This window comes from Phytohabitans flavus (assembly GCF_011764545.1).
Lineage (GTDB): Bacteria > Actinomycetota > Actinomycetes > Mycobacteriales > Micromonosporaceae > Phytohabitans > Phytohabitans flavus.
On the sequence record NZ_AP022870.1, the window covers coordinates 1 to 19,758 of the forward strand.

Here is a 19,758-nt window from a genome sequence, read left to right on the forward strand (position 1 = left end):
CCGGGCACCGTCCAGGCCGAGGCGGTGCAGCTCGTCGCTCAGGTCGCCCATTCGTACACCTCTCCCTCGTGCAGGCCGGCGTAGATCCGGTCCCGCAGCGCGTTTGCCTCGGCCGCGGTGAGCGTGCGGGTCAGGTCGCGCAGGACCACGCGGAGCAGCACGTTCTTCTGTCCCGGCCGCAGTCCCATTCTGGCCCGCGCGGAGTCGGGCAGCTCGGCGTACCCGGTCTCGGACCGCACGACGATCTCCTCGACCGCGGCGGCGTCCGGCCCGAGCAGGTCGCGCACCCGGTCGCCGAGCAGCTCGGCGTCGAGGTCTCCGGCGACCGCGAGGGAGAGGTCGCGGTGCGTCGGAGGCATGGTGGAGACCGGCCGGTACGGCGAGAGGTCGCCCATCTGCGCCGCCACCCTCGGGTCGGCGGAGCGGAGCAGCCGGATGTCGTCGACACCCTTGGCGAGCATCACGAGCCGGTCGAGGCCGAGCCCCATGGCCAGCCCGCTCGCGCCGCCGGTCACCTCGGGGTGGGCCAGCCCGCACTCGCCGATCTCCACATCGCCGACGTAGATCTCGCGTCCGGCGAGCGTGTACGGGTGCGTGTTGGGCTGCGTGCGCCACGGAAGGCCGGGCAGCACCGCCGCCACCACCAGGCCGATCATGTGCACGAGGTCGGCCTCGGTCAGTGGGGGCCCGGACCGGCGGATCCGCCACAGGTCGAGCTGGTGCGGCTCACCCACGTGCCGGTGGTCGATCACGTCCCGCCGGTAGCAGACGCCGGGCACGCTGAGCAGTACGTCCGGCAGCGCGTTGGCGTCCAGCAGGGCGGGGATGCGGGCGGTGGTGTGCGAGCGGAACATGCGCTCGCCGTCCAGGTAGCGGCTGTAGCGGCTGTCCCGGGTGACAGCCTCGGGCGAGTACCGCAGCCGGTCGTAGTTGTCGGTAACGGAAACGATGCGCGGGCCGGGGTCGCGGCGCACGGGGATCACCCAGGCACGGGCCAGCGCGTACTCGATGGCGGACACCACGTGCTGCATCGCGTGTTCGCCGGCTTCGGGGTCGGTCAGGTCGCGCAGGCTCAGTGCCGCGCTCAGCTCATCGGGAGTCATCGGTGGTCCTCGAAAAGAGATGGTGGAGGAAAGAAACGAGCCCCCCGGCGTGGCCGGGGGCTCGTCTCGCACCGTCTCCGTCAGCGCAGCCGCGGTCGCCCACCGGTCACCCGGGGGCGCGGAAATCGCGTCGCGGCGTACGTCACCCGTCGAGTGTGCCGCGCCCAGCCCCGGCCAGGCAAGCCGGTTGCGGCAGGATGTCGGCGTGACCGAGAAGATCCTGCTGGACACCGACATCGGTTCGGACATCGACGACGCGGTCTGCCTCGCGTACCTGCTCGCCCAGCCGAGCTGCGACCTCCTCGGCATCACCACGGTCACCGGCGAGGCGACGAAGCGCGCGATGCTGGCCTCCGCCCTGTGCCGGGTGGCCGGAGCGGACGTGCCGATCCGGCCGGGCACGGAGACCACGCTGTCCGGTACGCCGTCGCCGCAGGCGCTCGCCCACCAGGCCGACCGCGTCGTCGGCTGGCCGCACGAGACGGAGTTCGTGCCGGACGACGCGGTCGACTTCCTGGCCCGGACGATCCGCGAACACCGGGGCGAGGTCACGCTGCTGACGGTCGGCCCGCTCACCAACGCCGCCCTGCTCTTCGACCGCCATCCCGACGTCGCCGCGCTGCTGAAGGCGCTCGTCCTGATGGGTGGCCGCTACACGACCGAGGGCAAGCCGGAGTGGAACATCGGGTGCGACCCGGCCGCCGCCGCCCAGGTGTTCGCCGCGCCGGTGCCCCGCGTCCGCGCGCTGGGCCTCGACGTGACCCGCCAGGTGTACATGGACGCGGACGCCTTCAGTGCCCGCTGCACCGCGCCACTGCTGCGGCCGGTGCGCGACTTCGCCGCCGTGTGGTTCGCCGAGCGGGATGGCATCTACTTCCACGACCCGCTCGCGGCGGTCGCCATCTTCGACGACGAGGTCTGCGCTTTCACCCGTGGCGAGGTGACGGTCGCCGCGGACGGGGCGACCGTGTGGCAGCCCCGCCCGGACGGCCGGCACGAGGTGGCGACGGCAGTCGACCCGGCCCGCTTCTTCACCGACTACTTTGGAGTGTTCTGATCCGCTACCACGGCGGTGCGGGGCCGGACGTGGAGTACAGCGGATGGCCGCGCAGCACCAGCCCCGAGCTCGGTTCGCTGAGGAGCTGGCACAGGCGGTCGAGCTCGGCCGGTCCCAGGCCGGCCGCCAGGAAGTGGTGCCGGTGGCGGACCAGGTCCACCGCCATCAGCAGGGCGCCCGGGTCGCCGGCGGCCCAGACCGGTACGTGGATCTGGGTGTCCACTGTGACCAGACCGGCGGTGCGGGCGGCGGCGTGAGCGCGGACGGCCCACGTCGGGTCGGCGCCGAGGCCGGGCAGGATCTTCCGCGTGAGCAGCCGCAGGAATCGCTCGACCAGGTCGGCGTCGCGCGGGCTGGGCGCGTGCAGCACCGCCTCCTCCGGCCACACGTGCCAGTCCTCGACCACCAGCGTCCCGCCGGGGCCGAGCGCGGCGACCAGCCGGCGCAGCAACGCCTCCGGGCGTGGTACCCGCATGAGCAGCAGGCGCGCGCGGATCAGCCGGTACCGGCCGGGCGCCAGGACGGCGGGCGGGAGCGGGTCGCCGGGGGCGCTGACCACCTCGCCGTCCGGACCCACCCGGTCGCGGAGCCACACGGGTACCGCGCTGCCGGCCGGTCCCAGGTCCAGGCAGCGCGTACCGGTCAGGTGCGGCAGCCCGGCCAGCCGCGCGATGCTGAACGTGTCGAGCGCGGCGGCCAGGTACACCTCCCGGCGCACGTCCAGCTCGGCGGTGCTGGCCGCTCTCATCGGACCTGACCGCTGACGAAGTCGAACGCGACGAGGTCGGCGGTGGGCAGCTCGCCCGCGATGATGCTGGTACCGCGCAGGATGGCGATGGCGCGGGCCACCCGGGCGCCGTCGAAGGCACCGACCACGCCGTTGGCGCGGATGTACGGCTCCATCAGCGCCACCTCGGCCGCCGCTGTGGCGGGGTCGGTCGTGGGCACGTACTTGCGCAGGATCTGGCCGGTCTCCTCGGGGTGCTCGATCGAGTACACGAGGCCCTCCATGAGCGCGCCGGCGAAGCGCCGTACCAGGTCGGGGTCCTCGCGGATCACCTTTGTGGAGGCGATGAGCGCGTTGCCGTACAGGTCGGTGAGCACGTCCGAGTACGGGAGCACGACCGCCGTCCGGCCGCCCGCCGCCTTCTCGACCGCGGGCCGCGCCACCACGAACTGGCCGACGCCGTCGACCTGGCCGGTGGCGAGCAGCTTCGGCATCTGGGACGCTTCGACGCCGATCCACTTCACGGTGCTCGCGTCCACGCCGGCGAGCTTGGCGTACGCGGGGAATAGCAGCCACGGCGCGCCGCCCTGCACCCCGCCGATCGTTCGTCCGGCCAGGTCTCGGGGAGTGTTGACGCCGGTCGCGGCGAGCGCGGTGACGGAGTTGAGCGTGCGCTGCTGGATCGCCGCGATGGCGCGTACGTCCTCGCGGTACTTGCCGTTGCCAAGCACGATCATCACGGCGGAGAGGTCGTTGGCGGAGAACTGGGCGCGTCCCGAGGCGAGCAGCCCGAGGTTCTCCGTCGTGCCGGAGCCGGGCCGGATCTCCACCTCGATGCCGGCGGCGGCGAAGAAGCCCTTCTCCTTCGCCACCCACGCGTAGGACTCGCGGCCGAACGCCCCGACCGCGGTCAGGTAGGTCACCTTGTCTGGCGGCGCGCTTGCCGGCGCGTCACCGCCGCTGTCGCAGGCGCCCGCCGCTAGGAGCACCACGAGTGCGGCGGCGGAGACGCGCTTGACGAGGTTCACGTTTTCCTCCGGATGGGAAAGGGGCGGGCGCACCCGCGCATGCGGCGCCTATGCGGGAGGCACGCGGGTACGCCCGCCGGTCTCGCCCAGCGGTGCCGAATCGGTGCCGGTACACCGCTGGGGAGTCGTTTTAACGGGGGTGGATCGGGCCGCGTCTCGCACACGCGCCCCGTGACCGGGATCAAGGAATGCCTCCCGGCCGGTCATTTGCAAGATTTCACAGAGGCCTTTCCTGGCTGTGCCTTTTCGTGGTCGTACTGCAAGCTCGATCAAGGTGTCGCGCTCGCTCGGAAGTACATTCTCAACGGCGAATTGTTGGAGCAAGTACAGCAGCAAAAATGCGTTATGCCACCAGCCAGTGGTATCCATGGCCCAAGGCGTTTCCCCTGGCTCAGCCGGGCCGGAAGCCATTGGGGAAATGTCAAAAGAACAGTTTCCATGCCACCCCTGGCACCCGCTGACCACGCCGTGGTAAAACACTGTCCGGATACGGGCGGCTCGCACCCGTTCGCTTCCTCTTTCGCACGAGCCTTTCCACACCAGGCCCCGCCTACAGGTCCCTTTCGAGAGGTGGAAATTGCCAACCAAACGAGAACAGTTCGTGCAGACCATTCGCGCCCAGTGGCTCGGCCAGCGAATGCGCGAGCTACGCGAGGAGCGCGGCCTGACGCTCAAGTACATCGCCGCGTATCTCGGCGTGGAGTTCTCCACGCTCGCGCGCTACGAGCGGGCCGAGTGGCCGTTCCGGCGCGACCACGTGACCGCCCTGCTCGACGTCTACGGGGTGTACGAGGAGCGCGAGCGCGCCCAGCTCGTGCAGCTCGCCCAGGACGCCTGGCGGGTCAACCGTTGGGACGACGACTTCGAAGGCACCGTCTACGACCAGACGTTCGTGGACTACCCGTGGCTCGAGTCGCGGTCCGAGGAGATCTGTACGTACTCCACGATGGTGTTCCCCGGGCTGCTCCAGACGCGCGACTACGCGGAATCGGTGATCCGGTACACCGAGGGCGTGCAGGCCAACCAGCAGAAGATCGACCGCTGGGTGCGGCTGCGCATGGAGCGGCAGCTCATCCTCGACGAAAAGCCGCCGAAGCGCCTCGCCGCGCTCGTGGAGGAGTCCGTGCTGCACCGGCCGATCGGGGGCCGCTTGGTGCTTCGGGCCCAGCTCGAGCACCTCGCTCGGGCGGTGGAGCGGCCCCACGTCGAGATCCGCGTGATCCCTACCCGGATCGGGCTCCAGGCCGGGCTGAGCGGCAGCTTCACGCTCTTCAAGATGCAGCGGCCGTACCCGGAGGTGGCCTATGTGGAGCATCTGGGCGGGCGGCTGTTCATGGAGGCTTCGCGCGCACACCGGTACTCCAAGGCGTACGATGCCTTGCGGGAGGTCGCACTCAGCGCGCCTGAGTCGATGGCGCTCATCGCAACACTCGCAGAGGAGTTGTCATGAGCGAGTCACTGCCAGGAGTCGCCTGGCACGTCAGCACCCGCAGCGATGGTCTCGGCGGCAATTGTGTCGAGGCTGGTCCGCTCGCCGATGGCAGTGGACGGGTCGCGGTGCGGCACAGCAAGTCACCGGACGGCGCCACGATCGTCTACACCCGCGACGAGTGGGAGGCGTTCGTCGGCGGCGTGAAGGACGGGGAGTTCGACTTCACCGCCTGACGGGTCCGCACTGATTGGGGGCAGGCGAGCCTGCCCCCAATCTGGGTCCACCCACGCGTCAGCTCAGGGTTGGTGCCACCACTCGATTTCGGTGACCGCGGCACCCGCCACCACCACCGTGCCGGCGGGCTCGGTCGCCGTGCGCCAGATGACGTACGGGCCGGCCGGCAGCGCGGGAAACACCGCGGTGTAACGGACCCCGCTCGAGACGTGTCGTGCGCGTACGGCGACGTGTGTGCGTACCGCCGGGTCCTGGTCCTTCGGGCTGATTTCGATCTCGTGGCCGTGCCACTCCGGACCCGTCACGATGACGAGCGCGCCTGTGTTTCCGCCGATGTCGAGCATCACACTGCCCACACTGGACGGTCCGAGTAGGTGTTGGGTGCTCATGACGGGTTGTTGAAGCCGTCGTAGGGGACGCCGAGGTAGGGGAAGCGGGCCAGGAAGGGCGCGGTCACGTCGTCCGCGCTCAGCCCCTGCTCCAGGATCGCGACCGCGTCGTCTGGCTTGAACTCCTTGTCCACCAAGGCGAACGTCGCACCCGCCACCGCCCGCAGCGAGATGGAGACCACGTCGTCCCGCACCCGCCGCCCGTTCGGAAAGCCGGCCAGGTCTCCGCCGAGCACACCGAGCCGGTTCTCCTTCTTGCTCGGCTTGATGTCCGTGTTGAGCCGCAGCATGTCGGCCTGGATCTCGCCGGTGCTGTTGGTGAAGCCGTCGATGAGCCCGGCTGGGATGCCGGTCAGCAGCACGGCCACCAGGTCCGCCCGTGCCGTCTTCGCCTTGTTGAGCGCGTCCAGGTTGTCGAAGACGCCGGGGTACAGCACGGGCAGGAGCCGGGCGAGCTCGGGCTGCTCCACGAACTGGACGAAGTTCTTGTCCTCGGTCGGCGGAAGGCTGTTCCACAGGTCCTTTTTGGACATCGGCACGACAACTTCGTTGAAGAGCGGGTTGCCGAGCCGCGACACCTGCACGTTCGGCCCGACGTACACGTCGTCGCTGTTGTTTCCGTGCAGCACGCGCACCTGGCGCCGGCTCGCGGTGGTCCACACGCCGATCACCGGGCTGGACTTGCCGCGCAGGTCCTTGATGGGCACCTGGAGCGCGATGCTGTGCACGTTGACCTTGTCCGTGGCGTTGACCGCCTCGCCCGCCTCCTGAAAGGCCTTCTGGCCGAGCAGGTGCAGGTTCTGGAACGGGCGGAGCGTGCCCAGGTCGAAGATCGAGCCGAGGTCCACGAAGAAGCCCTCGGCCCGCTGGCCCGCGAAGACCTTCTCGCCGGTCTTCAGCTTGAAGGTGGCGTCCGCCGCGAGCCCCTTGTAGTCCGGGATGGACAGTGGCCCGACGTTCACCGGTGGGCAGGGCACGTTGCGGGCCAGCACCTTCGCGCCGCCGTTGCCGTCTACTTTGGTCACGCTGTAGAACTGCCGCCGGTTCCAGTTTTCGCTGTCCAGCGCCTCGATCGGGCCGGTGTTGTAGAGGAACGTGTTCTCGTCGTTCAGCTTCGTCTCAAAGCGGAACTGGTATGTCACATCCGCGTGGCCGTCGCCGTTGTTGTCGACGTGGATCTCGTACAGCACGTCGTCGCCGAACTCGAAGAAGTTGGGGCCGGCGGCGGGGGTCTGTAGCGGCACGTAGTTGGCGATCAGCGTGACCGTGTCGGGATGGTCGGGGCTGACGAACGCGTACAGGTCGGTGCTGTCCGCCACCGGATCCTTGGAGATTTCCGGGGCCTCACGATGAGAAGACATGCGGGAACCACCTAACAGGGCTCGGGGAAAGGGGAGAGGAGGCGCTACTACTTGCGGCGTGCGGCCGCCTTGGCCATGCGTGCGGCCAGGTCGCGGTCGTGCACCTCGATGCGCCGCTCTCCGGCGAAGACGTCCAACCGACCTGTCCTCAGGTCCTTGACCTGCACCACGATGGTCTCGCCGGATGCCGCTCCGGCCTCCTCGAACGCCTCGCTGAGGCTGGCCACGCTGACGACGGCCCCGCCGACTCCGACGGTGGCGGCGCCGAGCAGCACGTTGCGGCGGCTCAACATCGGCGTTCCCTTTGCCCGGTGGGCGTTTCTCACGGTCGTCCCTTCCAGAACGATGAACAGAGGACTTCCACCGGACGCCCGTCCTGCCGGCATCGGTGGATACGGATGGTGACGGGGAAGGGTTCAACACGGCCGTGATCGCGCAGTGCGGCCTAAACCGGTTAGCGAGGGCACCCCGACGCCGCGGGTCGAGAAATGCGACGACCGCCGACGCGGTGGTGCTGCGACGGCGGTCGGAAGACTTATCGATGGGAGCGCTCCGGCAAGAATAGAACTAAATCACTGTCCTGGGAAGCTTTCCCACCCATCGGACACGAGGTGAACTCGCCGAGTCCGATAATCCGGATTTTCCCGAAGGGCGGCGTTACCTTCGGGTTTCCGGCCACTCGTGGCTGGGCATGCACGGTGAACGGGAGGGGGCAACACCATGCGCAACAGGCTGATATTGCGGCTGGTGGTCCTGGCTATCGCGGTCCTCGCGATGGTCGGTCCGCCAGCGGCCGCCGCCGCGGCCGTCCAGGGTACGACGGCGCCCGCCGCGGCCGGACACGGCGACATGCTGTTCATCGGCGGTGCCGGCATCCTCATGCTGGTGGCGATCGGCGCGCTCGCCGCGGCGCAGAGCCGGGGGCGGGACGCGGCCGCCGCGCCGAAGAGGGGTCCAGACCCGGGCGACGACCCCTGGGTGTAGCCGGGGCGGCCTTCGGTATATGCGGGCGGGCGCCGGGTAAGTCATCCCTATGGTGGACGTTGGCTACACGCTGTTGTGTGAGCAGGCCGGACCCAAGGAGCTCGTCGACCACGCTCAGCGGGCCGAGGCGGTCGGGTTCGACTTCGAGGTCATATCCGACCACTACTACCCGTGGCTCGACAGCCAGGGCCACTCGCCATACGCGTGGTCGGTGCTCGGCGCGGTCGCGCACACCACCTCGCGGGTCGACCTTATGTCGTACTCGACCTGCCCGATCCGGCGTTACCACCCGGCCGTGGTGGCGCAGAAAGCCGCCACGGTCGGGCTGATGTCGGAGGGGCGGTTCACGCTCGGCGTGGGCGCCGGCGAAAACCTCAACGAGCATGTGGTCGGCGCCTGGCCGCACGTGCAGCAGCGGCACGACATGCTCGAAGAGGCGCTTCAGATCATCCGGTCGCTGCTCGACGGGGAGACGGTCACGTACTCGGGGAGTACTACGACGTGCCGGAGGCGTACGTGTGGGACCGGCCCGCGGCCGGCGTACCCATCGCGCTCGCCGCTTCCGGCCCGTCGTCCAGCGCACTCGCCGCCGAGTACGCGGACGGCCTCATCTCCGCCGACCCGGACGCCCGCGTCGTGGAACTCTTCGACGAGGCGGGCGGCGACGGCAAGCCGCGCTTCGGGCAGGTGGCGGTCTGCTGGGGCCCCGATGAGGCGGAGTGCCGCAAGCGGCTGGTCGACCAGTGGCGCTGGGCCCCGCAGAACTGGAAGGTCAAGGCGGAGCTGCCCGGGCCGGAGTCGTTCGCGTCGGCGAGCCAGTTCACCCGCGAGGAAGACCTGGCGCGCACGATTCCTTGCGGGCCGGACGTGGACAAGCACATCGAGGCGTTCAACCGGTACGTCGACGCCGGCTTCACGCACGTCGCGTTCGTACAGGTGGGCGGCGACAGCCAGGCCGAGTTCCTGGACTGGGCCGAGCGCGAGCTGATGCCCCGCCTGCACGGCTGAGTCAGGCCGAGCGCCCAATGAGGACGCTCGACCCGTACGGGGCGGCGGTCTAACTGCGACGGAACGCGTACCGCCGGGGCTGCGCGGAGCTCTGGCCACCGCGTTCGGCCTTGCCACGGGACGCGGAGGGCGCGGCGCCCTTGCCGGACCGGCCGGCCTTGCCGCCGTGCTTGCCCTCGGTGGTCTGGAACGCCGCCGCGACGCTCTGCGCGGCCAGCTCGTCGGGGTCGACGTGTACGGAGAATTCGCCAGGCATAAGGGATGTCTCCTTCCGGAAGAGGAGTCCCGGGCGCGCGAAACCGGCAGCGGATCTGCGCGAAACCACAGGGGGACGACGCCCGAGACGTAGGCGGGTGAACGCGGTCTCAGAAGAGGCGTCAGGAGATCATGCGGCTACGGTAATCCGGCCAGCCGCGGCGCGCGACCGAATTACGCGAGGTCGGGTCCGTCGTCCGGGTGGGGCACGCAGAGCCACAGCGCGTCGGACCGCATCTCCACGCACAGCGTGCGCCCGGGCGCGATCACGTCGCCGTCGAGCTCGCGGGGCTGCGCGCGGTTGCTGGTGACCTCCACGCTCCGCCCACGGAAGACCTCCATCCGCGGCACCCGCCGGCGGCGCCGGGCCACCGCCCAGGCCAGCGTGGCCCAGTGCGCGAGCGTGCGCGGGGTGAGCACCGCCACGTCGAACGCGCCGTCGTCCGGCTCGGCGTCGAGCAGCAGCCGCAGCCCGCCCTTGAGCCGGCCCACGTTCGCGACAAGCACCGTGCGGGCGCGGCGGCGGATCGGCGGGTTGTCGTCGATCCGGATGGAGACCCGCATGGGGCGGTCGCGGAGGTGGCGGAGCCCGCCGAAGAGGTACGCCACCCAGCCGATGCGCGCCTTCGTCGACTCAGAGGTGGCGGCGAGCATCTCCGCGTCGAAGCCCATGCCGGCCATCACCGCGAAGAACTCACCGTCGACCGCGCCCACGTCGATCCGGCGCCGCCCGCCGGCCAGCGCGGCCTCGATGCCACCGATCAGGTCGTGGGTGAGGCCGAGGTTGGCGGCGAGCAGGTTGCCGGTGCCGGTGGGCAGCACGGCCAGCGCGACCTCGGTGCCCGCGAGCTCGCTGACACAGGAGCGCACGGTGCCGTCGCCGCCGCACGCGAAGAGCACCTGCGCGCCGCCTTCGACCGCCTGCCGCGCCTGGCCCCGCCCGGGGTCCTCGCGGGTCGTCTCGTACCACGCCGGCGCCGGCCACCCGGCCTCGGCGAGCAGCGCGGTGACGGTCTGGCGCAGCTCGTCCAGGTCGAGGACCTTGGACGGATTGACCACCACGGCCGACGCGACTGTCACGCACATGAGTGTGCATGACCTGTCCCGCGTTGACGCGCGTACCCCGGCGCTTGGGGGACCCTCGGGGCGGCGGCTCGGGGGTCCCCCTGTCTACGTCAGGACGTCACGTCCCGGGTGCCGAACCGGGCCCAGGCCGCGCTCAGGAAAATCACGATGTACGCGGCCGCGGAGAGCAGCCCGTTGCGCAGCGGGTCCCATGCCACAGGGTCGCGGAGCAGGTCGCCGAAGCTGTTCCACCAGTGCGTCAGCAGGTACGGGTGGAGCCACTCGATCTGCGGGATCAGGCCCAGGATCCAGCTGATCATGTTGAACATCACGATGGCGATCGTGGCGCCCATCGGCTGCTCGGTGAGCGTCGAGACGAAGAGCCCCACAGCGCCGAGCGCGGCCAGGCACGCGGTCAGGTAGAGACAGATCGCCAGCAGCCGCAGCAGGCCCTCGCCCATCCCGATGGTCGTACCGGACAGCAGCGTGACGTCGCCGCCGCCGAAGAGCAGCAGCCCGGCCAGCACGCCGGTACCGGCCACCGTCACGGTCGCGATGAAGGTGCCGACCACGATGCCCACGTACTTCACGGCGAGCAGGCGGGTGCGGTGCACCGGCACGGTCAGCAGGTAGCGGAGCGTACCCACGTTGGCCTCGCCGGCGATCGCGTCGCCGGCGACGGCCGCCACGGCGATCGGCAGGAAGAGCTGGAGCTCGAGGGCGAGCGCCGCGAGCGCCACGAAGATCCCGTTGCCCGTGATCGATGACAGGAACTCCGGCCCGCCATCGCCGCTGCCGGACGAGGTCGGGTTCGACACCCGTACCGCGATCGCGACGATGATCGGAACCGAGGCCAGTACGGCGAGCCCCGCCTGGTTGCGCCGGCGCCGGGCGATCAGGCTCAGCTCCGAGCCGAGGAAGCGCAGCGGTGCGGTGAAGCCTCTCGTGGCCGGAACCGCCGCCACCTCAACCGCTGACATCGAAGCCCTCCCCGGTGAGCGCCACGAACTGCTCCTCCAGATCGGCGGCGACGACGGCGAAACCGCGCACGGGTACACCGTCGTGCACGAGCGCCGCCACCACCTTCTCCGGGGCGACCGGGCCGAGCAGGCCGGTCGCGCCGGCGCCGTCGTGGGTCACCTCGGTGAGGCCGAGCTCGCGCAGCACGCGGGCCGCGTCAGCCGGCCGGTCGGTGTGCACCTGGGCGTGCGGTGCCGCCTCCGCCCGCAGCTCCTCCAGAGTGGACTGTGCCACCAGGTTTCCCTGGTGCATGACGCCGACGTGACTGCACACCTGCTCCACTTCGGACAGCAGGTGGGTGGAGAGCAGCACCGTCGCGCCCTCGGCGGCGAGCGCGCCGATCAGCGCCCGTACCTCCCGCGTGCCCTGCGGGTCGAGCCCGTTTGTCGGCTCGTCCAGGATCAGCAGGTCGCGCGGGGCGAGCATGGCCCCGGCCAGCGCGAGCCGCTGCCGCATGCCCAGCGAGTACGCCCGGAAGCGCTTGCCAGCCGCCGCGCCCAGCCCCACCCGGTCGAGTGCGGCCCGAATGCGGGCCTCCGCGGTGGCCGCCGACGCCGTGCGGTCGGCCGCGTCGAGCCGCCGCAGGTTGTCCATCCCGGACAGGTACGGGTGGAAGCCGGGGCCCTCGACGAGCGCGCCCACCCGAGGTAGCACCGCCGCGGCGCCGCCGGGCATCCGCTCGCCGAGCAGGGCGTGGCCGCCGGTGGTTGGCCGGATCAGGCCGAGGAGCATGCGGATCGTGGTGGTCTTGCCCGACCCGTTCGGGCCGAGGAAACCGTAGACCGCCCCGCGGGGGACCGCCAGGTCGACGGCGTTGACCGCGACCTGGCGTCCGAACCGCTTTGTGAGTCCGCTGCTCTCGACCGCGAACGCGGTCACTTGTTCTCCAGTGCTACCTCGTACAACCTTTCGGGCGACACGAGGCCGGCGTAGATGTTGCCGCTGTCGGTGATCAGGGCGCTGAAAAGGCGGCCGCTGAGCAGGTGACCGCTGCCCCACGCGCCACTGACCGGGGTGAGCGCCTTGAACACCTGGGCCGCCTGACTGGCCTCCGCGCCCTCGGCCTGCTTGCCGTCACCCTTGACCACCATGACCGTCGTCCAGCCCGAACCGACGGTGCTAAGGCCCGCCTCCTCGGGGGTCTTCGCCCCGTCGCGGTGCCCCGGCAGGCCGGCGTCCGGCTTGTCCGCCTCCGGCGTACCCGTTTCCTCTTCGACCGCCGCGCCGGGCGGCGGGTTGAAGCGGAACTGCTCGTCGTCCGGCCGGGCGAAGTCGACCTGGGTGAACGCGATCTGGAACGCGGTCTGGTCGCTGCCCTTCGGGTAGACCTCCAGCCGCAGCGGCACGTGCTCGGTGGCGTCGATCGCGATACGGACCTGGCCCACCAGCGAGGTCTTGTCGCGCGGCGCGAGCACCAGCTCGTACGCGTCGCGCCCGGCGATCGTCGCGGACCGGCCGACGGACACCTCGGTCGACGGGTCGACCGCGGCGAGCGCCTTGTCGGCCGCCTCCTGCGGGGTGATCGGAAGGTCGTTGGGGAGCTGGTGAGCTTGTGCGTCGGCGTCACTGATCGTGCGGTGAGTGGCCTTGTTCGCCTTGCTCGACCACAGCCACACGTCCTTGCCGTTGCGGATCACGTCGGTCTCGCCGAGCGTGCCCATCAGCGCGACCCGGGTCTTGTCCGGCCCGGAGTACCAGACGCGCAGGGTGTTGGTATCGGTGAGCAGCGACGTGATGTCGGCCGTGCCGCTGCCACCGCCGCTCAGGTTGGGCAGCTTGGGCAGGCCGAGGTCGGCCGACTGCACGACCGTGCCGGACAGCCCGTCGAGCCGCGCCGTCTGAAGGTCGACGAGCAGCTGCTGCGCGGTACGCGGGGGAAGGCTCGGCTCGGCGGTCGCCGCGAGTGTGCCGACGGCGGCCCCTCCGCCGACCACCACCGCCACGGCGGCTGCCGGTACCAGCCACCGGAGCGCGGGTCGGGAGCTCATTACTGACATTGTTTCGCACCTCCTGGCACTCATCGTGCGCAACGGGCCCTGTGAGAGCGCTGAGAGTGGCTGTGGCCTTACACAGCCAGGATGGCACGCTTGTTGGCGTGCGGCTGCTGGTAGTGGAGGACGAGGCGCGGCTGGCGACGGCCTTGCAGCGCGGGCTCCAGGGTGAGGGCTTCGCGGTCGACGTGGCCGCCGACGGTCCGACCGGGCTGGAGATGGCCCGTCACGGTGGATACGACGCGATGATCCTGGATGTGATGTTGCCCGGTTTGTCGGGGTACCGAGTGGTGCGCCAGCTCCGGGCCGAGGAGCACTGGCTGCCGGTCCTCATGCTCTCCGCCAAGGACGGCGAGTATGACCAGGCCGACGGGCTCGACTGCGGCGCCGACGACTACCTGACCAAACCCTTCTCGTACGTGGTGCTGCTGGCCCGCCTCCGCGCGCTGCTGCGCCGGGGTGCGCCGCAGCGCCCGACCGTGCTCACCGTGGGCACGCTCTGCCTCGATCCGGCCGAGCGGCGGGTGACGCTCGACAGTGCCGAGATCACGCTGACCGCCCGGGAGTTCGCGCTGCTGGAGTACCTGATGCGCCGCGCCGGTGAGGTCGTCTCCAAGACCGAGCTGCTCGACCACGTGTGGGACGCGAGCATCGAGACCGCGCCGAATGCCGTCGAGGTGTACGTCGGGTACCTGCGCCGCAAGCTTGGCCGCGACGTGCTGGAGACGGTGCGGGGCGCGGGATACCGTTTGTCGGCATGAGAATGCGCTGGTGGCACCGCATCAGCCTGCGCGCCCGGCTGATGTTGATCGGTGTCGCCGGGCTGGCCGCTGGGCTCGCCGTCGGCGGCGTGGTGATGGTGTACGCGCTCGCCCTGGCCCTCCAGTCGACGGCGGACAACGAGGCACGGCAGAGCGCCGAGGGCGTGGCCGCGATGGTCGAGGCGGGCAGGACGCCCCAGCCGCTGCCGGTGATCGGCGACGTGCGGGTGCAGGTGGTCGACGACCAGCACCGGGTGCTCGCCGCCTCGATCGACGCCGACCGGCTGGTAGCGGTGCTCTACCCGGAGGAGATGCAGCGCGCCCGCAAGGGGGAGAAGCTCTTCATCCCCGGCGACCGGCTGGGCATCCCCGGGCCGGTGCGGGTGGTCGCGGAGCCGGCCGGTCCGAACACGGTGCTCGTGGCCAAGTCGATGGCCGACCTGGCGCAGAGCGTGCGGCTGCTGCGCAACATCCTGCTGCTCGCGTTCCCGGTACTGCTCGTCGCGCTCGCGGCGGTGGCCTGGCGGGTGATCGGCCTCACGCTGCGGCCGGTCGAGGCGCTGCGCACCGGGGCCGAGGAGATCACCGGCGGTGCTCGCCCCGGCCAGCTGCCGCTGCCCGACTCGCACGACGAGATCCACCGGCTGGCCGTCACGCTCAACGGCATGCTCGACCGGCTGGAGGCGGCCCGGGCCCGGCAGCGGGCGTTCGTGGCCGACGCGGCGCACGAGCTGCGCAGCCCGCTGACCAACATGCGTACCCAGCTGGAGGTGGCCCAGCGGCTGGGGGAGCGCACGGACTGGCCGGCGGTCGCCGACGACCTGCTGCTCGACACCGAGCGGCTCAGCCGCCTCGTCGACGACCTGCTGCTGCTCGCCCGCGCGGACGACGCCGGGACGCGCGCGCTGCGTACCGTGCCGGTGGAGCTGGGTGAGCTTGTCATGGCGCTCGCCGAGCGGTACCCGTCGCCGCCGGTCACGGCCGCCGTCCCCGAGGCTTCACTGTGGATCACCGGGGAGCCTGAGGCGCTCGCCCGGGTGATCGCCAACCTCGTCGACAACGCCGTACGCCACACCCGGACCACCGTCCGCGTGGAGGTGAGCGCCGATGGCCCGTACCACCTGGTGACCGTGACCGACGACGGACCCGGCATCCCCCACGCGGACCGCCAGCGGGTCTTCGACCGCTTCACCCGCCTGGACAACGCGCGGGCGCGCGACGCCGGCGGCGCCGGCCTGGGCCTGGCGATCGTGCGCGAGCTGGTCCGCCGGCACGGCGGCACGGTGCGGCTCGCGGACGCGAGCCCGGGGCCGGGCCTGCGCGCGGAGGTCCGCCTCCCGGCGGCATCCGTCCCCGACGACGCCGGGGTGCTTGTGAACCGCGCAGGGTGAGGCCGCGGGAGCGACGGTCCGGACCACCGCGGACGTCGCGGTAGCCCAGATCTTTGAATGGATCTCAGCCCTGTCGGGCGGTGCAGACGGGCTTGGCGCGACCGAGCGTGTTGCCGGAGTAGACCACCGCGATCTCGAAGCAGAAGTCGGTGCCCTGGTCGAGCCCGTGCACGACGTAGCTGGTGCTGCCCACCGGCAGGTCCTCGAACGGGCGCTGCTGCTGCCCCTTGGGCGCGCCGGAGACCCGCACCTTGCCCTGCGCCCCGAGTGGGTAGGCCCAGCGCAGCGTGATGCTCTCCCGGTCGTCCTTGAGCGTCACGCGGCTGGGCGGGGTGCCGGGGCGGGCGCGGGCCGGACCGGTGGGGCTGGCCGGGGAGCGGTCGTGGGCGGCGCGCTCGCCTGGGGGGCGGTGGTGTTCGGAGGCGGCGGCCAGCTCGCGGCCGGCGGGGCGGTCTCGTCGGGGTCCTGGCCCTGGTCGACCGCGGCGAGCCCCACCACGACCGCGACCGCACCGATCACGGCGGCCACCAGCGCGCCGGTGACCAGCGGCGCGGGCTGGTTGCGGCCGCGGCGCCGGCGCTGGCGTGGGACGTGCACGGGCAGCCTGCTCGCGGTCTCGTCCGGGGGCCAGGTCTCGGCGACGTCCGGCGGCACCGGCGACTGTGGCCGGTCGGGTGGGGCCTCGCCGGGGGCCGGGGGCAGGTCGAGCGGCGAGCCGTCGAGGTCCTGGAGGCCGGGGTACGCCTCGTCGTCCGCGGGCGCGGTCGTCAGCGCCGGGCCGCCGCAGTTGTGGTGCGGGTTGGCCGGCGCACGGGAGAGCGAGGTGATCTGGGCCACCAGCGGGTGGTCCGGCTCAAGATAGACGCGCGTCAGCTCGCGGGCGTGGGAGAGGTGCTGGTGCGCCTCGGTGAAGTGGCCGCAGTCGCGCTCCATCGCGCCGAGCCGGGCCAGCATCCGGATGCCGGCGGGGTGGGCGTCCCCGTACGCCTCGCGGGTCATGTCCCACGCCTCGGCCAGGCGGGCCCGTGCGATGTCGCACTCGCCCCGCGCGTACTCCACAGTGGCCAGATCGGCGTGCGCGGCCAGGACCTGCGGCGACTCCGGCCCTTCCTGCGCGGTGAGCCCTTCGATCACCGCGCCGTAGAGGGCGGCCGAGTCGGCGTGGTTGCCGATGCGGTGCAGCACAGAGGCGAGCGTGGCGGCGGCCCGGATCGCGCGCTCGTGGGAGGGGCCGTTGAGCCGGCTCTCCGCCTCGTACGCGAACGTGGCCCAGATCCGCGCGGAATGCGGCTCGCCCAGCCCCACAAGCACGCGCGAATAGAGGGTGGCAGCCTCGGCGAGAGCGGACGACGCATTGCCCGGATCTGTGTCCGCCGCCGTGAGCGCGTTATTGAGCAGTAACTGCGCCGCGGACAGATCGCCCGCCTCGAAGAGGTCGTACGCCCGCGCGGTCACTTCTGCCAGCCCTGTAGACATCTGCCTCATCGTGCTGGACCGGCGACGATCAGTACAAGGCCCTGCCTGGATCGAGATGGTCCAACATGGCCTCACTGATCTGTCGCAGCTGCACCACCTGCTCTGGGGTGAGCTGGTCGAACAGGTGCGTACGCACGCCCTCGACGTGGCCGTGCGCCGCGTCCGCGAGCACCTGGAAGCCCTGGTCGGTGAGCACTGCCAGCTGCCCCCGGCGGTCGGTGGGGCAGTCTTCGCGGCTCACCCACCCGTGCTCCTCCAGCCGCGCCACCGCGTGCGACAGCCGGCTGCGCGAGGACGAGGTCGCCTCGGCGAGGTCGCTCATCCGCAGCTTGCGCTCGGGTGCCTCGGAGAGGCGGACGAGGATCTCGTAGTACGCGTGCGGCATCCCGGCGTCGCGCTGGAGCTCGCGGTCGAGCGTGTCCCACAGGGCTCGGGACGCGTGCAGGAACGCGCGCCACGTGCGCTGCTCGTCCTCGTTCAGCCACCGGGTCATACGCTTGTTGAGCTTTCAATCATCGGCGTACCGTGTGTGTCATGGGTGTACATCGGCTCAACCATGCCGTCCTCTTCGTCCGCGACGTCAACCGTAGCGTCGCTTTCTACCGTGACGTCCTGGGCTTCCGCCCGATCGCGATGACCCCGGACGGCTTCAAGGGTGCCGCCTTCCTCCAGGCTCCCGACTCCACCAACGACCACGACCTCGGCCTCTTCGAGATCGGTGAGGGCGCCGGGCCGTCGCCCGCCGGCCGGAGCACGGTCGGCCTCTACCACCTCGCCTGGGAGGTCGACACGCTCGACGAGCTCGAGCGGGTCGCGGGCAAGCTGGCCGAGGCCGGAGCGCTGGTCGGAAGCTCAGATCACGGGACCACGAAGAGCCTCTATGGCAAAGATCCGGACGGACTGGAGTTCGAAGTCGTCTGGCTGATCCCGGCCGATTTGCTGGACCCCGCCGCCCTCGAGGCCCGCAAGCGGATCCGCCCGCTCGACCTCGCCCGCGAGAAGGAGCGGTACGGCGCGACAACTCGCGGTGGAGTGGGAATCTCCGTTTCCGCGTAACTTAGCTTCATGAATCCGATCGCCGGCGCTCTCCGCGAGCTGCTGGTGCGCTACCTCGACGCCTGGACTCCAGGCGCGGTGCACGGCGCGCGGGGCGCCACGTTCGCGTACGGCTGGTCTGACACCCCGGACGAGGCGACGGCCGAGGCCGCGCTGCGAGTGTTCGCCGAGTTCGCCGACCGCCTCCGCGGCCGCCGCCTAGCGGTGGTGCTGGTGGGGCCGGCTGTTGGATCGCTCGGCGCCCGGATGGACGCGGTGCAGGCCGAGCTGGGCACGCCACCGGAGCTGAGCGTCCACTTCGTAGAGGGACCGCTGGACGAGCGGCTGCCGGTCGCGCTCAAGGCCATCGGCGCCGCCGGCGCCCCGCTACTGGCCTTTCTGGACGGCGCCGGGCCCGCGTCACTGGCCGCCGCCGGCGCCGGCAAGCCCGCCGAGGTCCTGCTCGTCTCTGGTACCGGCTTAGCGCTGCCCTCCCCGCCGATGCCGCTCACCGCCCACGTGGAACTGGTCGCGGACGCCGGTGGTGATGCACGGCTGGTTACTTTTGCGACGGTGGCTGGCAAGGGGTTGGAGGCGTTCAAGAACGCGCTGTGGGCCGTGGATGAGTACGCCGGTGTCCGCTACCGCGACCCGCGCGACCCCGAGGGCCACCTGCTGGACATCTCGCTCAGCCCACACCCGGGTCCGCTGCGCCGCGAGCTGCTTGCCCATCTGCGCGCGGCCGGCCCGCGCACGGTGACGGAGCTGCGCCACTTTACGCTGACCCAGACGGTGTATCGCGCCTCGGACACGGTGCGAGTGCTTCACGCGCTGCTCGCCGCCGGCACGGTGACCCGCAGCCCTGACCGCGGCCGCCTAGGCGGCGACGTGCTGATCGCCATCCCCTAGCTCGGGCTCCGCTCCACGCGTCAGCGGGGCTCCCAGGCGTCTGGGTGGGTGGCTCGGGCTCCGCTCCACGCTTCAGCGGGGTTCCCATGCATCTGGGTGGGTGGTGAGCTTGCGAACGTGCGCGGGCATCTTGCCGCTGACCAGGTCGGTCAGGCTTACCTCGTCGACCACCTCGCGCACGGCGGCCCGCACCGCCACCCAGAGGCGGGGAAGGTTTTCCGCCGCGCCGACGTACTTGGTCTCCTCCGGCCGCAGGCCGCGCACCCCGGCCAGCGGGCCGTCGACCGCGCGCAGGATCGAGCCAATCGTGATGTCCCGCGGATGGTGCGCCAGCGTGTAACCGCCCTCGGCGCCGCGCTGCGCCCGCACGATCCCGGCGCGGCGTAGGTCGGCCAGGACCGCCTCCAGGAACTTGCGCGGCATGTCCTGCTCGGACGCGATCGTCTGGGCGGACATCAGTGACGGGTAGGCGGTGGCGAGGCTGAGCGCGGCTCGCACCGCGTAATCACCGCGGGCGGAGATTTGCACGCCT

The 19,758-nt window shown here is 71.2% G+C and carries 23 protein-coding genes and 1 pseudogene; 9 read left to right on the forward strand and 15 right to left on the reverse strand.

The genetic code is table 11. The features are described 5' to 3' along the window. Nucleotides 1–38: 38 nt before the first annotated feature. The gene (srmL, locus tag Pflav_RS00005) at nucleotides 39–1,103 is read right to left on the reverse strand and encodes a PheS-related mystery ligase SrmL (protein ID WP_173032666.1); all 1,065 of its coding nucleotides are present in this window, start codon (nucleotides 1,101–1,103) and stop codon (nucleotides 39–41) included. A 205-nt stretch (nucleotides 1,104–1,308) separates the two neighbouring features. Here srmL and Pflav_RS00010 point away from each other — a divergent pair, with 205 nt between their 5' ends. Continuing rightward, nucleotides 1,309–2,160 (forward strand): nucleoside hydrolase, encoded by an 852-nt coding sequence (locus tag Pflav_RS00010; RefSeq protein ID WP_197937762.1) that lies wholly within the window; start codon nucleotides 1,309–1,311, stop codon nucleotides 2,158–2,160. 4 nt (nucleotides 2,161–2,164) lie between these two features. Here Pflav_RS00010 and Pflav_RS00015 read toward each other — a convergent pair whose 3' ends face one another. Both Pflav_RS00015 and Pflav_RS00020 read right to left on the reverse strand, forming a co-directional pair. Then, complete coding sequence (locus tag Pflav_RS00015; protein WP_173032671.1) at nucleotides 2,165–2,908, reverse strand: methyltransferase domain-containing protein; 744 nt, start codon at nucleotides 2,906–2,908, stop codon at nucleotides 2,165–2,167. Next, nucleotides 2,905–3,915: an ABC transporter substrate-binding protein gene (locus tag Pflav_RS00020; RefSeq protein ID WP_173032673.1), complete on the reverse strand. Its 1,011-nt coding sequence runs from the start codon at nucleotides 3,913–3,915 to the stop codon at nucleotides 2,905–2,907. Before Pflav_RS00020 ends, Pflav_RS00015 begins: the two co-directional genes overlap by 4 nt. 601 nt (nucleotides 3,916–4,516) lie before the next feature. On the opposite strand from Pflav_RS00020, the gene Pflav_RS00025 reads away from it, so the two are divergent. Together Pflav_RS00025 and Pflav_RS00030 are read left to right on the forward strand one after the other, a co-directional pair. Next, nucleotides 4,517–5,365, forward strand: coding sequence for a helix-turn-helix domain-containing protein (locus Pflav_RS00025; protein WP_232070863.1), 849 nt, complete (start codon nucleotides 4,517–4,519; stop codon nucleotides 5,363–5,365). Next, a complete protein-coding gene (locus tag Pflav_RS00030; protein ID WP_173032675.1) occupies nucleotides 5,362–5,580 on the forward strand; it encodes a DUF397 domain-containing protein in 219 nt (72 codons plus the stop codon). Before Pflav_RS00025 ends, Pflav_RS00030 begins: the two co-directional genes overlap by 4 nt. A gap of 63 nt (nucleotides 5,581–5,643) precedes the next feature. On the opposite strand, the gene Pflav_RS00035 is transcribed toward Pflav_RS00030, so the two are convergent. The 3 genes from Pflav_RS00035 to Pflav_RS00045 are packed head-to-tail and all read right to left on the reverse strand — an operon-like array spanning nucleotide 5,644 to nucleotide 7,624. After that, on the reverse strand, nucleotides 5,644–5,970 hold the full coding sequence (locus Pflav_RS00035) for a phospholipase (RefSeq protein ID WP_173032677.1): 327 nt from the start codon (nucleotides 5,968–5,970) through the stop codon (nucleotides 5,644–5,646). Beyond that, nucleotides 5,967–7,331: a DUF4331 domain-containing protein gene (locus Pflav_RS00040; RefSeq protein ID WP_173032679.1), complete on the reverse strand. Its 1,365-nt coding sequence runs from the start codon at nucleotides 7,329–7,331 to the stop codon at nucleotides 5,967–5,969. Before Pflav_RS00040 ends, Pflav_RS00035 begins: the two co-directional genes overlap by 4 nt. 47 nt (nucleotides 7,332–7,378) lie before the next feature. After that, complete coding sequence (locus tag Pflav_RS00045) at nucleotides 7,379–7,624, reverse strand: hypothetical protein (protein ID WP_232070864.1); 246 nt, start codon at nucleotides 7,622–7,624, stop codon at nucleotides 7,379–7,381. 427 nt (nucleotides 7,625–8,051) lie between these two features. Here Pflav_RS00045 and Pflav_RS00050 point away from each other — a divergent pair, with 427 nt between their 5' ends. After that, a complete protein-coding gene (locus tag Pflav_RS00050) occupies nucleotides 8,052–8,315 on the forward strand; it encodes a hypothetical protein (RefSeq protein ID WP_173032681.1) in 264 nt (87 codons plus the stop codon). Between the two features lie 49 nt (nucleotides 8,316–8,364). Then, nucleotides 8,365–9,323 (forward strand): annotated as a pseudogene (locus Pflav_RS00055) (TIGR03557 family F420-dependent LLM class oxidoreductase). A 49-nt stretch (nucleotides 9,324–9,372) separates the two neighbouring features. On the opposite strand, the gene Pflav_RS00060 reads toward Pflav_RS00055, so the two are convergent. The 5 genes from Pflav_RS00060 to Pflav_RS00080 all read right to left on the reverse strand — a co-directional run bounded on the left by Pflav_RS00060 (nucleotide 9,373) and on the right by Pflav_RS00080 (nucleotide 13,660). Then, nucleotides 9,373–9,579, reverse strand: a complete 207-nt coding sequence (locus Pflav_RS00060; RefSeq protein ID WP_173032683.1) for a hypothetical protein — start codon at nucleotides 9,577–9,579, stop codon at nucleotides 9,373–9,375. A 173-nt stretch (nucleotides 9,580–9,752) separates the two neighbouring features. After that, nucleotides 9,753–10,664 (reverse strand): diacylglycerol/lipid kinase family protein, encoded by a 912-nt coding sequence (locus Pflav_RS00065; protein ID WP_173032685.1) that lies wholly within the window; start codon nucleotides 10,662–10,664, stop codon nucleotides 9,753–9,755. An 89-nt stretch (nucleotides 10,665–10,753) separates the two neighbouring features. Beyond that, the gene (locus Pflav_RS00070) at nucleotides 10,754–11,623 is read right to left on the reverse strand and encodes an ABC transporter permease (protein ID WP_173032687.1); all 870 of its coding nucleotides are present in this window, start codon (nucleotides 11,621–11,623) and stop codon (nucleotides 10,754–10,756) included. Next, nucleotides 11,610–12,542 (reverse strand): ABC transporter ATP-binding protein, encoded by a 933-nt coding sequence (locus tag Pflav_RS00075; protein WP_173032689.1) that lies wholly within the window; start codon nucleotides 12,540–12,542, stop codon nucleotides 11,610–11,612. Before Pflav_RS00075 ends, Pflav_RS00070 begins: the two co-directional genes overlap by 14 nt. Then, on the reverse strand, nucleotides 12,539–13,660 hold the full coding sequence (locus Pflav_RS00080; protein ID WP_173032691.1) for a LolA family protein: 1,122 nt from the start codon (nucleotides 13,658–13,660) through the stop codon (nucleotides 12,539–12,541). The genes Pflav_RS00075 and Pflav_RS00080 overlap by 4 nt, the downstream gene beginning before the upstream one ends. 98 nt (nucleotides 13,661–13,758) lie before the next feature. On the opposite strand from Pflav_RS00080, the gene Pflav_RS00085 reads away from it, so the two are divergent. Both Pflav_RS00085 and Pflav_RS00090 read left to right on the forward strand, forming a co-directional pair. Next, nucleotides 13,759–14,415 carry a response regulator transcription factor gene (locus Pflav_RS00085; protein WP_173032693.1) on the forward strand — a complete coding sequence of 219 codons (657 nt, stop codon included), beginning with the start codon at nucleotides 13,759–13,761 and terminating at the stop codon, nucleotides 14,413–14,415. A gap of 41 nt (nucleotides 14,416–14,456) precedes the next feature. Then, nucleotides 14,457–15,806, forward strand: a complete 1,350-nt coding sequence (locus Pflav_RS00090; RefSeq protein WP_173042143.1) for a sensor histidine kinase — start codon at nucleotides 14,457–14,459, stop codon at nucleotides 15,804–15,806. 64 nt (nucleotides 15,807–15,870) lie between these two features. Here the strand turns inward: Pflav_RS00090 and Pflav_RS44470 are convergent, their stop codons facing one another. Genes Pflav_RS44470 through Pflav_RS00100 form a run of 3 tightly spaced genes read right to left on the reverse strand, consistent with a single transcriptional unit; the run spans nucleotide 15,871 to nucleotide 17,775 of the window. Further along, nucleotides 15,871–16,125 carry a fibronectin type III domain-containing protein gene (locus Pflav_RS44470; protein WP_232070866.1) on the reverse strand — a complete coding sequence of 85 codons (255 nt, stop codon included), beginning with the start codon at nucleotides 16,123–16,125 and terminating at the stop codon, nucleotides 15,871–15,873. Further along, nucleotides 16,122–17,282, reverse strand: a complete 1,161-nt coding sequence (locus Pflav_RS00095) for a tetratricopeptide repeat protein (RefSeq protein WP_232070867.1) — start codon at nucleotides 17,280–17,282, stop codon at nucleotides 16,122–16,124. The genes Pflav_RS44470 and Pflav_RS00095 overlap by 4 nt, the downstream gene beginning before the upstream one ends. 28 nt (nucleotides 17,283–17,310) lie before the next feature. Then, entirely contained in the window at nucleotides 17,311–17,775 is a 465-nt protein-coding gene (locus tag Pflav_RS00100; protein ID WP_173032695.1) for a MarR family winged helix-turn-helix transcriptional regulator, read from the reverse strand. Between the two features lie 41 nt (nucleotides 17,776–17,816). On the opposite strand from Pflav_RS00100, the gene Pflav_RS00105 reads away from it, so the two are divergent. Both Pflav_RS00105 and Pflav_RS00110 read left to right on the forward strand, forming a co-directional pair. Next, the gene (locus tag Pflav_RS00105; protein ID WP_173032698.1) at nucleotides 17,817–18,338 is read left to right on the forward strand and encodes a VOC family protein; all 522 of its coding nucleotides are present in this window, start codon (nucleotides 17,817–17,819) and stop codon (nucleotides 18,336–18,338) included. 9 nt (nucleotides 18,339–18,347) lie between these two features. After that, a complete protein-coding gene (locus Pflav_RS00110) occupies nucleotides 18,348–19,226 on the forward strand; it encodes a hypothetical protein (protein WP_173032700.1) in 879 nt (292 codons plus the stop codon). 72 nt (nucleotides 19,227–19,298) lie between these two features. Here Pflav_RS00110 and Pflav_RS00115 read toward each other — a convergent pair whose 3' ends face one another. Continuing rightward, the gene (locus Pflav_RS00115) at nucleotides 19,299–19,754 is read right to left on the reverse strand and encodes an RrF2 family transcriptional regulator (RefSeq protein ID WP_173042144.1); all 456 of its coding nucleotides are present in this window, start codon (nucleotides 19,752–19,754) and stop codon (nucleotides 19,299–19,301) included. Nucleotides 19,755–19,758 lie beyond the last annotated feature (4 nt).

Excerpts from the sequence above, each read along its gene's own strand:
- Pflav_RS00095 (WP_232070867.1), bottom strand. The coding sequence starts at position 17,282 with ATGTCTACAGGGCTGGCAGAAGTGACCGCGCGGGCGTACGACCTCTTC.
- srmL (WP_173032666.1), bottom strand. The coding sequence starts at position 1,103 with ATGACTCCCGATGAGCTGAGCGCGGCACTGAGCCTGCGCGACCTGACC.
- Pflav_RS00040 (WP_173032679.1), bottom strand. The coding sequence starts at position 7,331 with ATGTCTTCTCATCGTGAGGCCCCGGAAATCTCCAAGGATCCGGTGGCG.
- Pflav_RS00065 (WP_173032685.1), bottom strand. The coding sequence starts at position 10,664 with ATGTGCGTGACAGTCGCGTCGGCCGTGGTGGTCAATCCGTCCAAGGTC.
- Pflav_RS00100 (WP_173032695.1), bottom strand. The coding sequence starts at position 17,775 with ATGACCCGGTGGCTGAACGAGGACGAGCAGCGCACGTGGCGCGCGTTC.
- Pflav_RS00070 (WP_173032687.1), bottom strand. The coding sequence starts at position 11,623 with ATGTCAGCGGTTGAGGTGGCGGCGGTTCCGGCCACGAGAGGCTTCACC.
- Pflav_RS00050 (WP_173032681.1), top strand. The coding sequence starts at position 8,052 with ATGCGCAACAGGCTGATATTGCGGCTGGTGGTCCTGGCTATCGCGGTC.
- Pflav_RS00015 (WP_173032671.1), bottom strand. The coding sequence starts at position 2,908 with ATGAGAGCGGCCAGCACCGCCGAGCTGGACGTGCGCCGGGAGGTGTAC.
- Pflav_RS00045 (WP_232070864.1), bottom strand. The coding sequence starts at position 7,624 with ATGTTGAGCCGCCGCAACGTGCTGCTCGGCGCCGCCACCGTCGGAGTC.
- Pflav_RS00110 (WP_173032700.1), top strand. The coding sequence starts at position 18,348 with ATGAATCCGATCGCCGGCGCTCTCCGCGAGCTGCTGGTGCGCTACCTC.
- Pflav_RS00105 (WP_173032698.1), top strand. The coding sequence starts at position 17,817 with ATGGGTGTACATCGGCTCAACCATGCCGTCCTCTTCGTCCGCGACGTC.
- Pflav_RS00035 (WP_173032677.1), bottom strand. The coding sequence starts at position 5,970 with ATGAGCACCCAACACCTACTCGGACCGTCCAGTGTGGGCAGTGTGATG.
- Pflav_RS00090 (WP_173042143.1), top strand. The coding sequence starts at position 14,457 with ATGTTGATCGGTGTCGCCGGGCTGGCCGCTGGGCTCGCCGTCGGCGGC.
- Pflav_RS00080 (WP_173032691.1), bottom strand. The coding sequence starts at position 13,660 with ATGTCAGTAATGAGCTCCCGACCCGCGCTCCGGTGGCTGGTACCGGCA.
- Pflav_RS00030 (WP_173032675.1), top strand. The coding sequence starts at position 5,362 with ATGAGCGAGTCACTGCCAGGAGTCGCCTGGCACGTCAGCACCCGCAGC.
- Pflav_RS00060 (WP_173032683.1), bottom strand. The coding sequence starts at position 9,579 with ATGCCTGGCGAATTCTCCGTACACGTCGACCCCGACGAGCTGGCCGCG.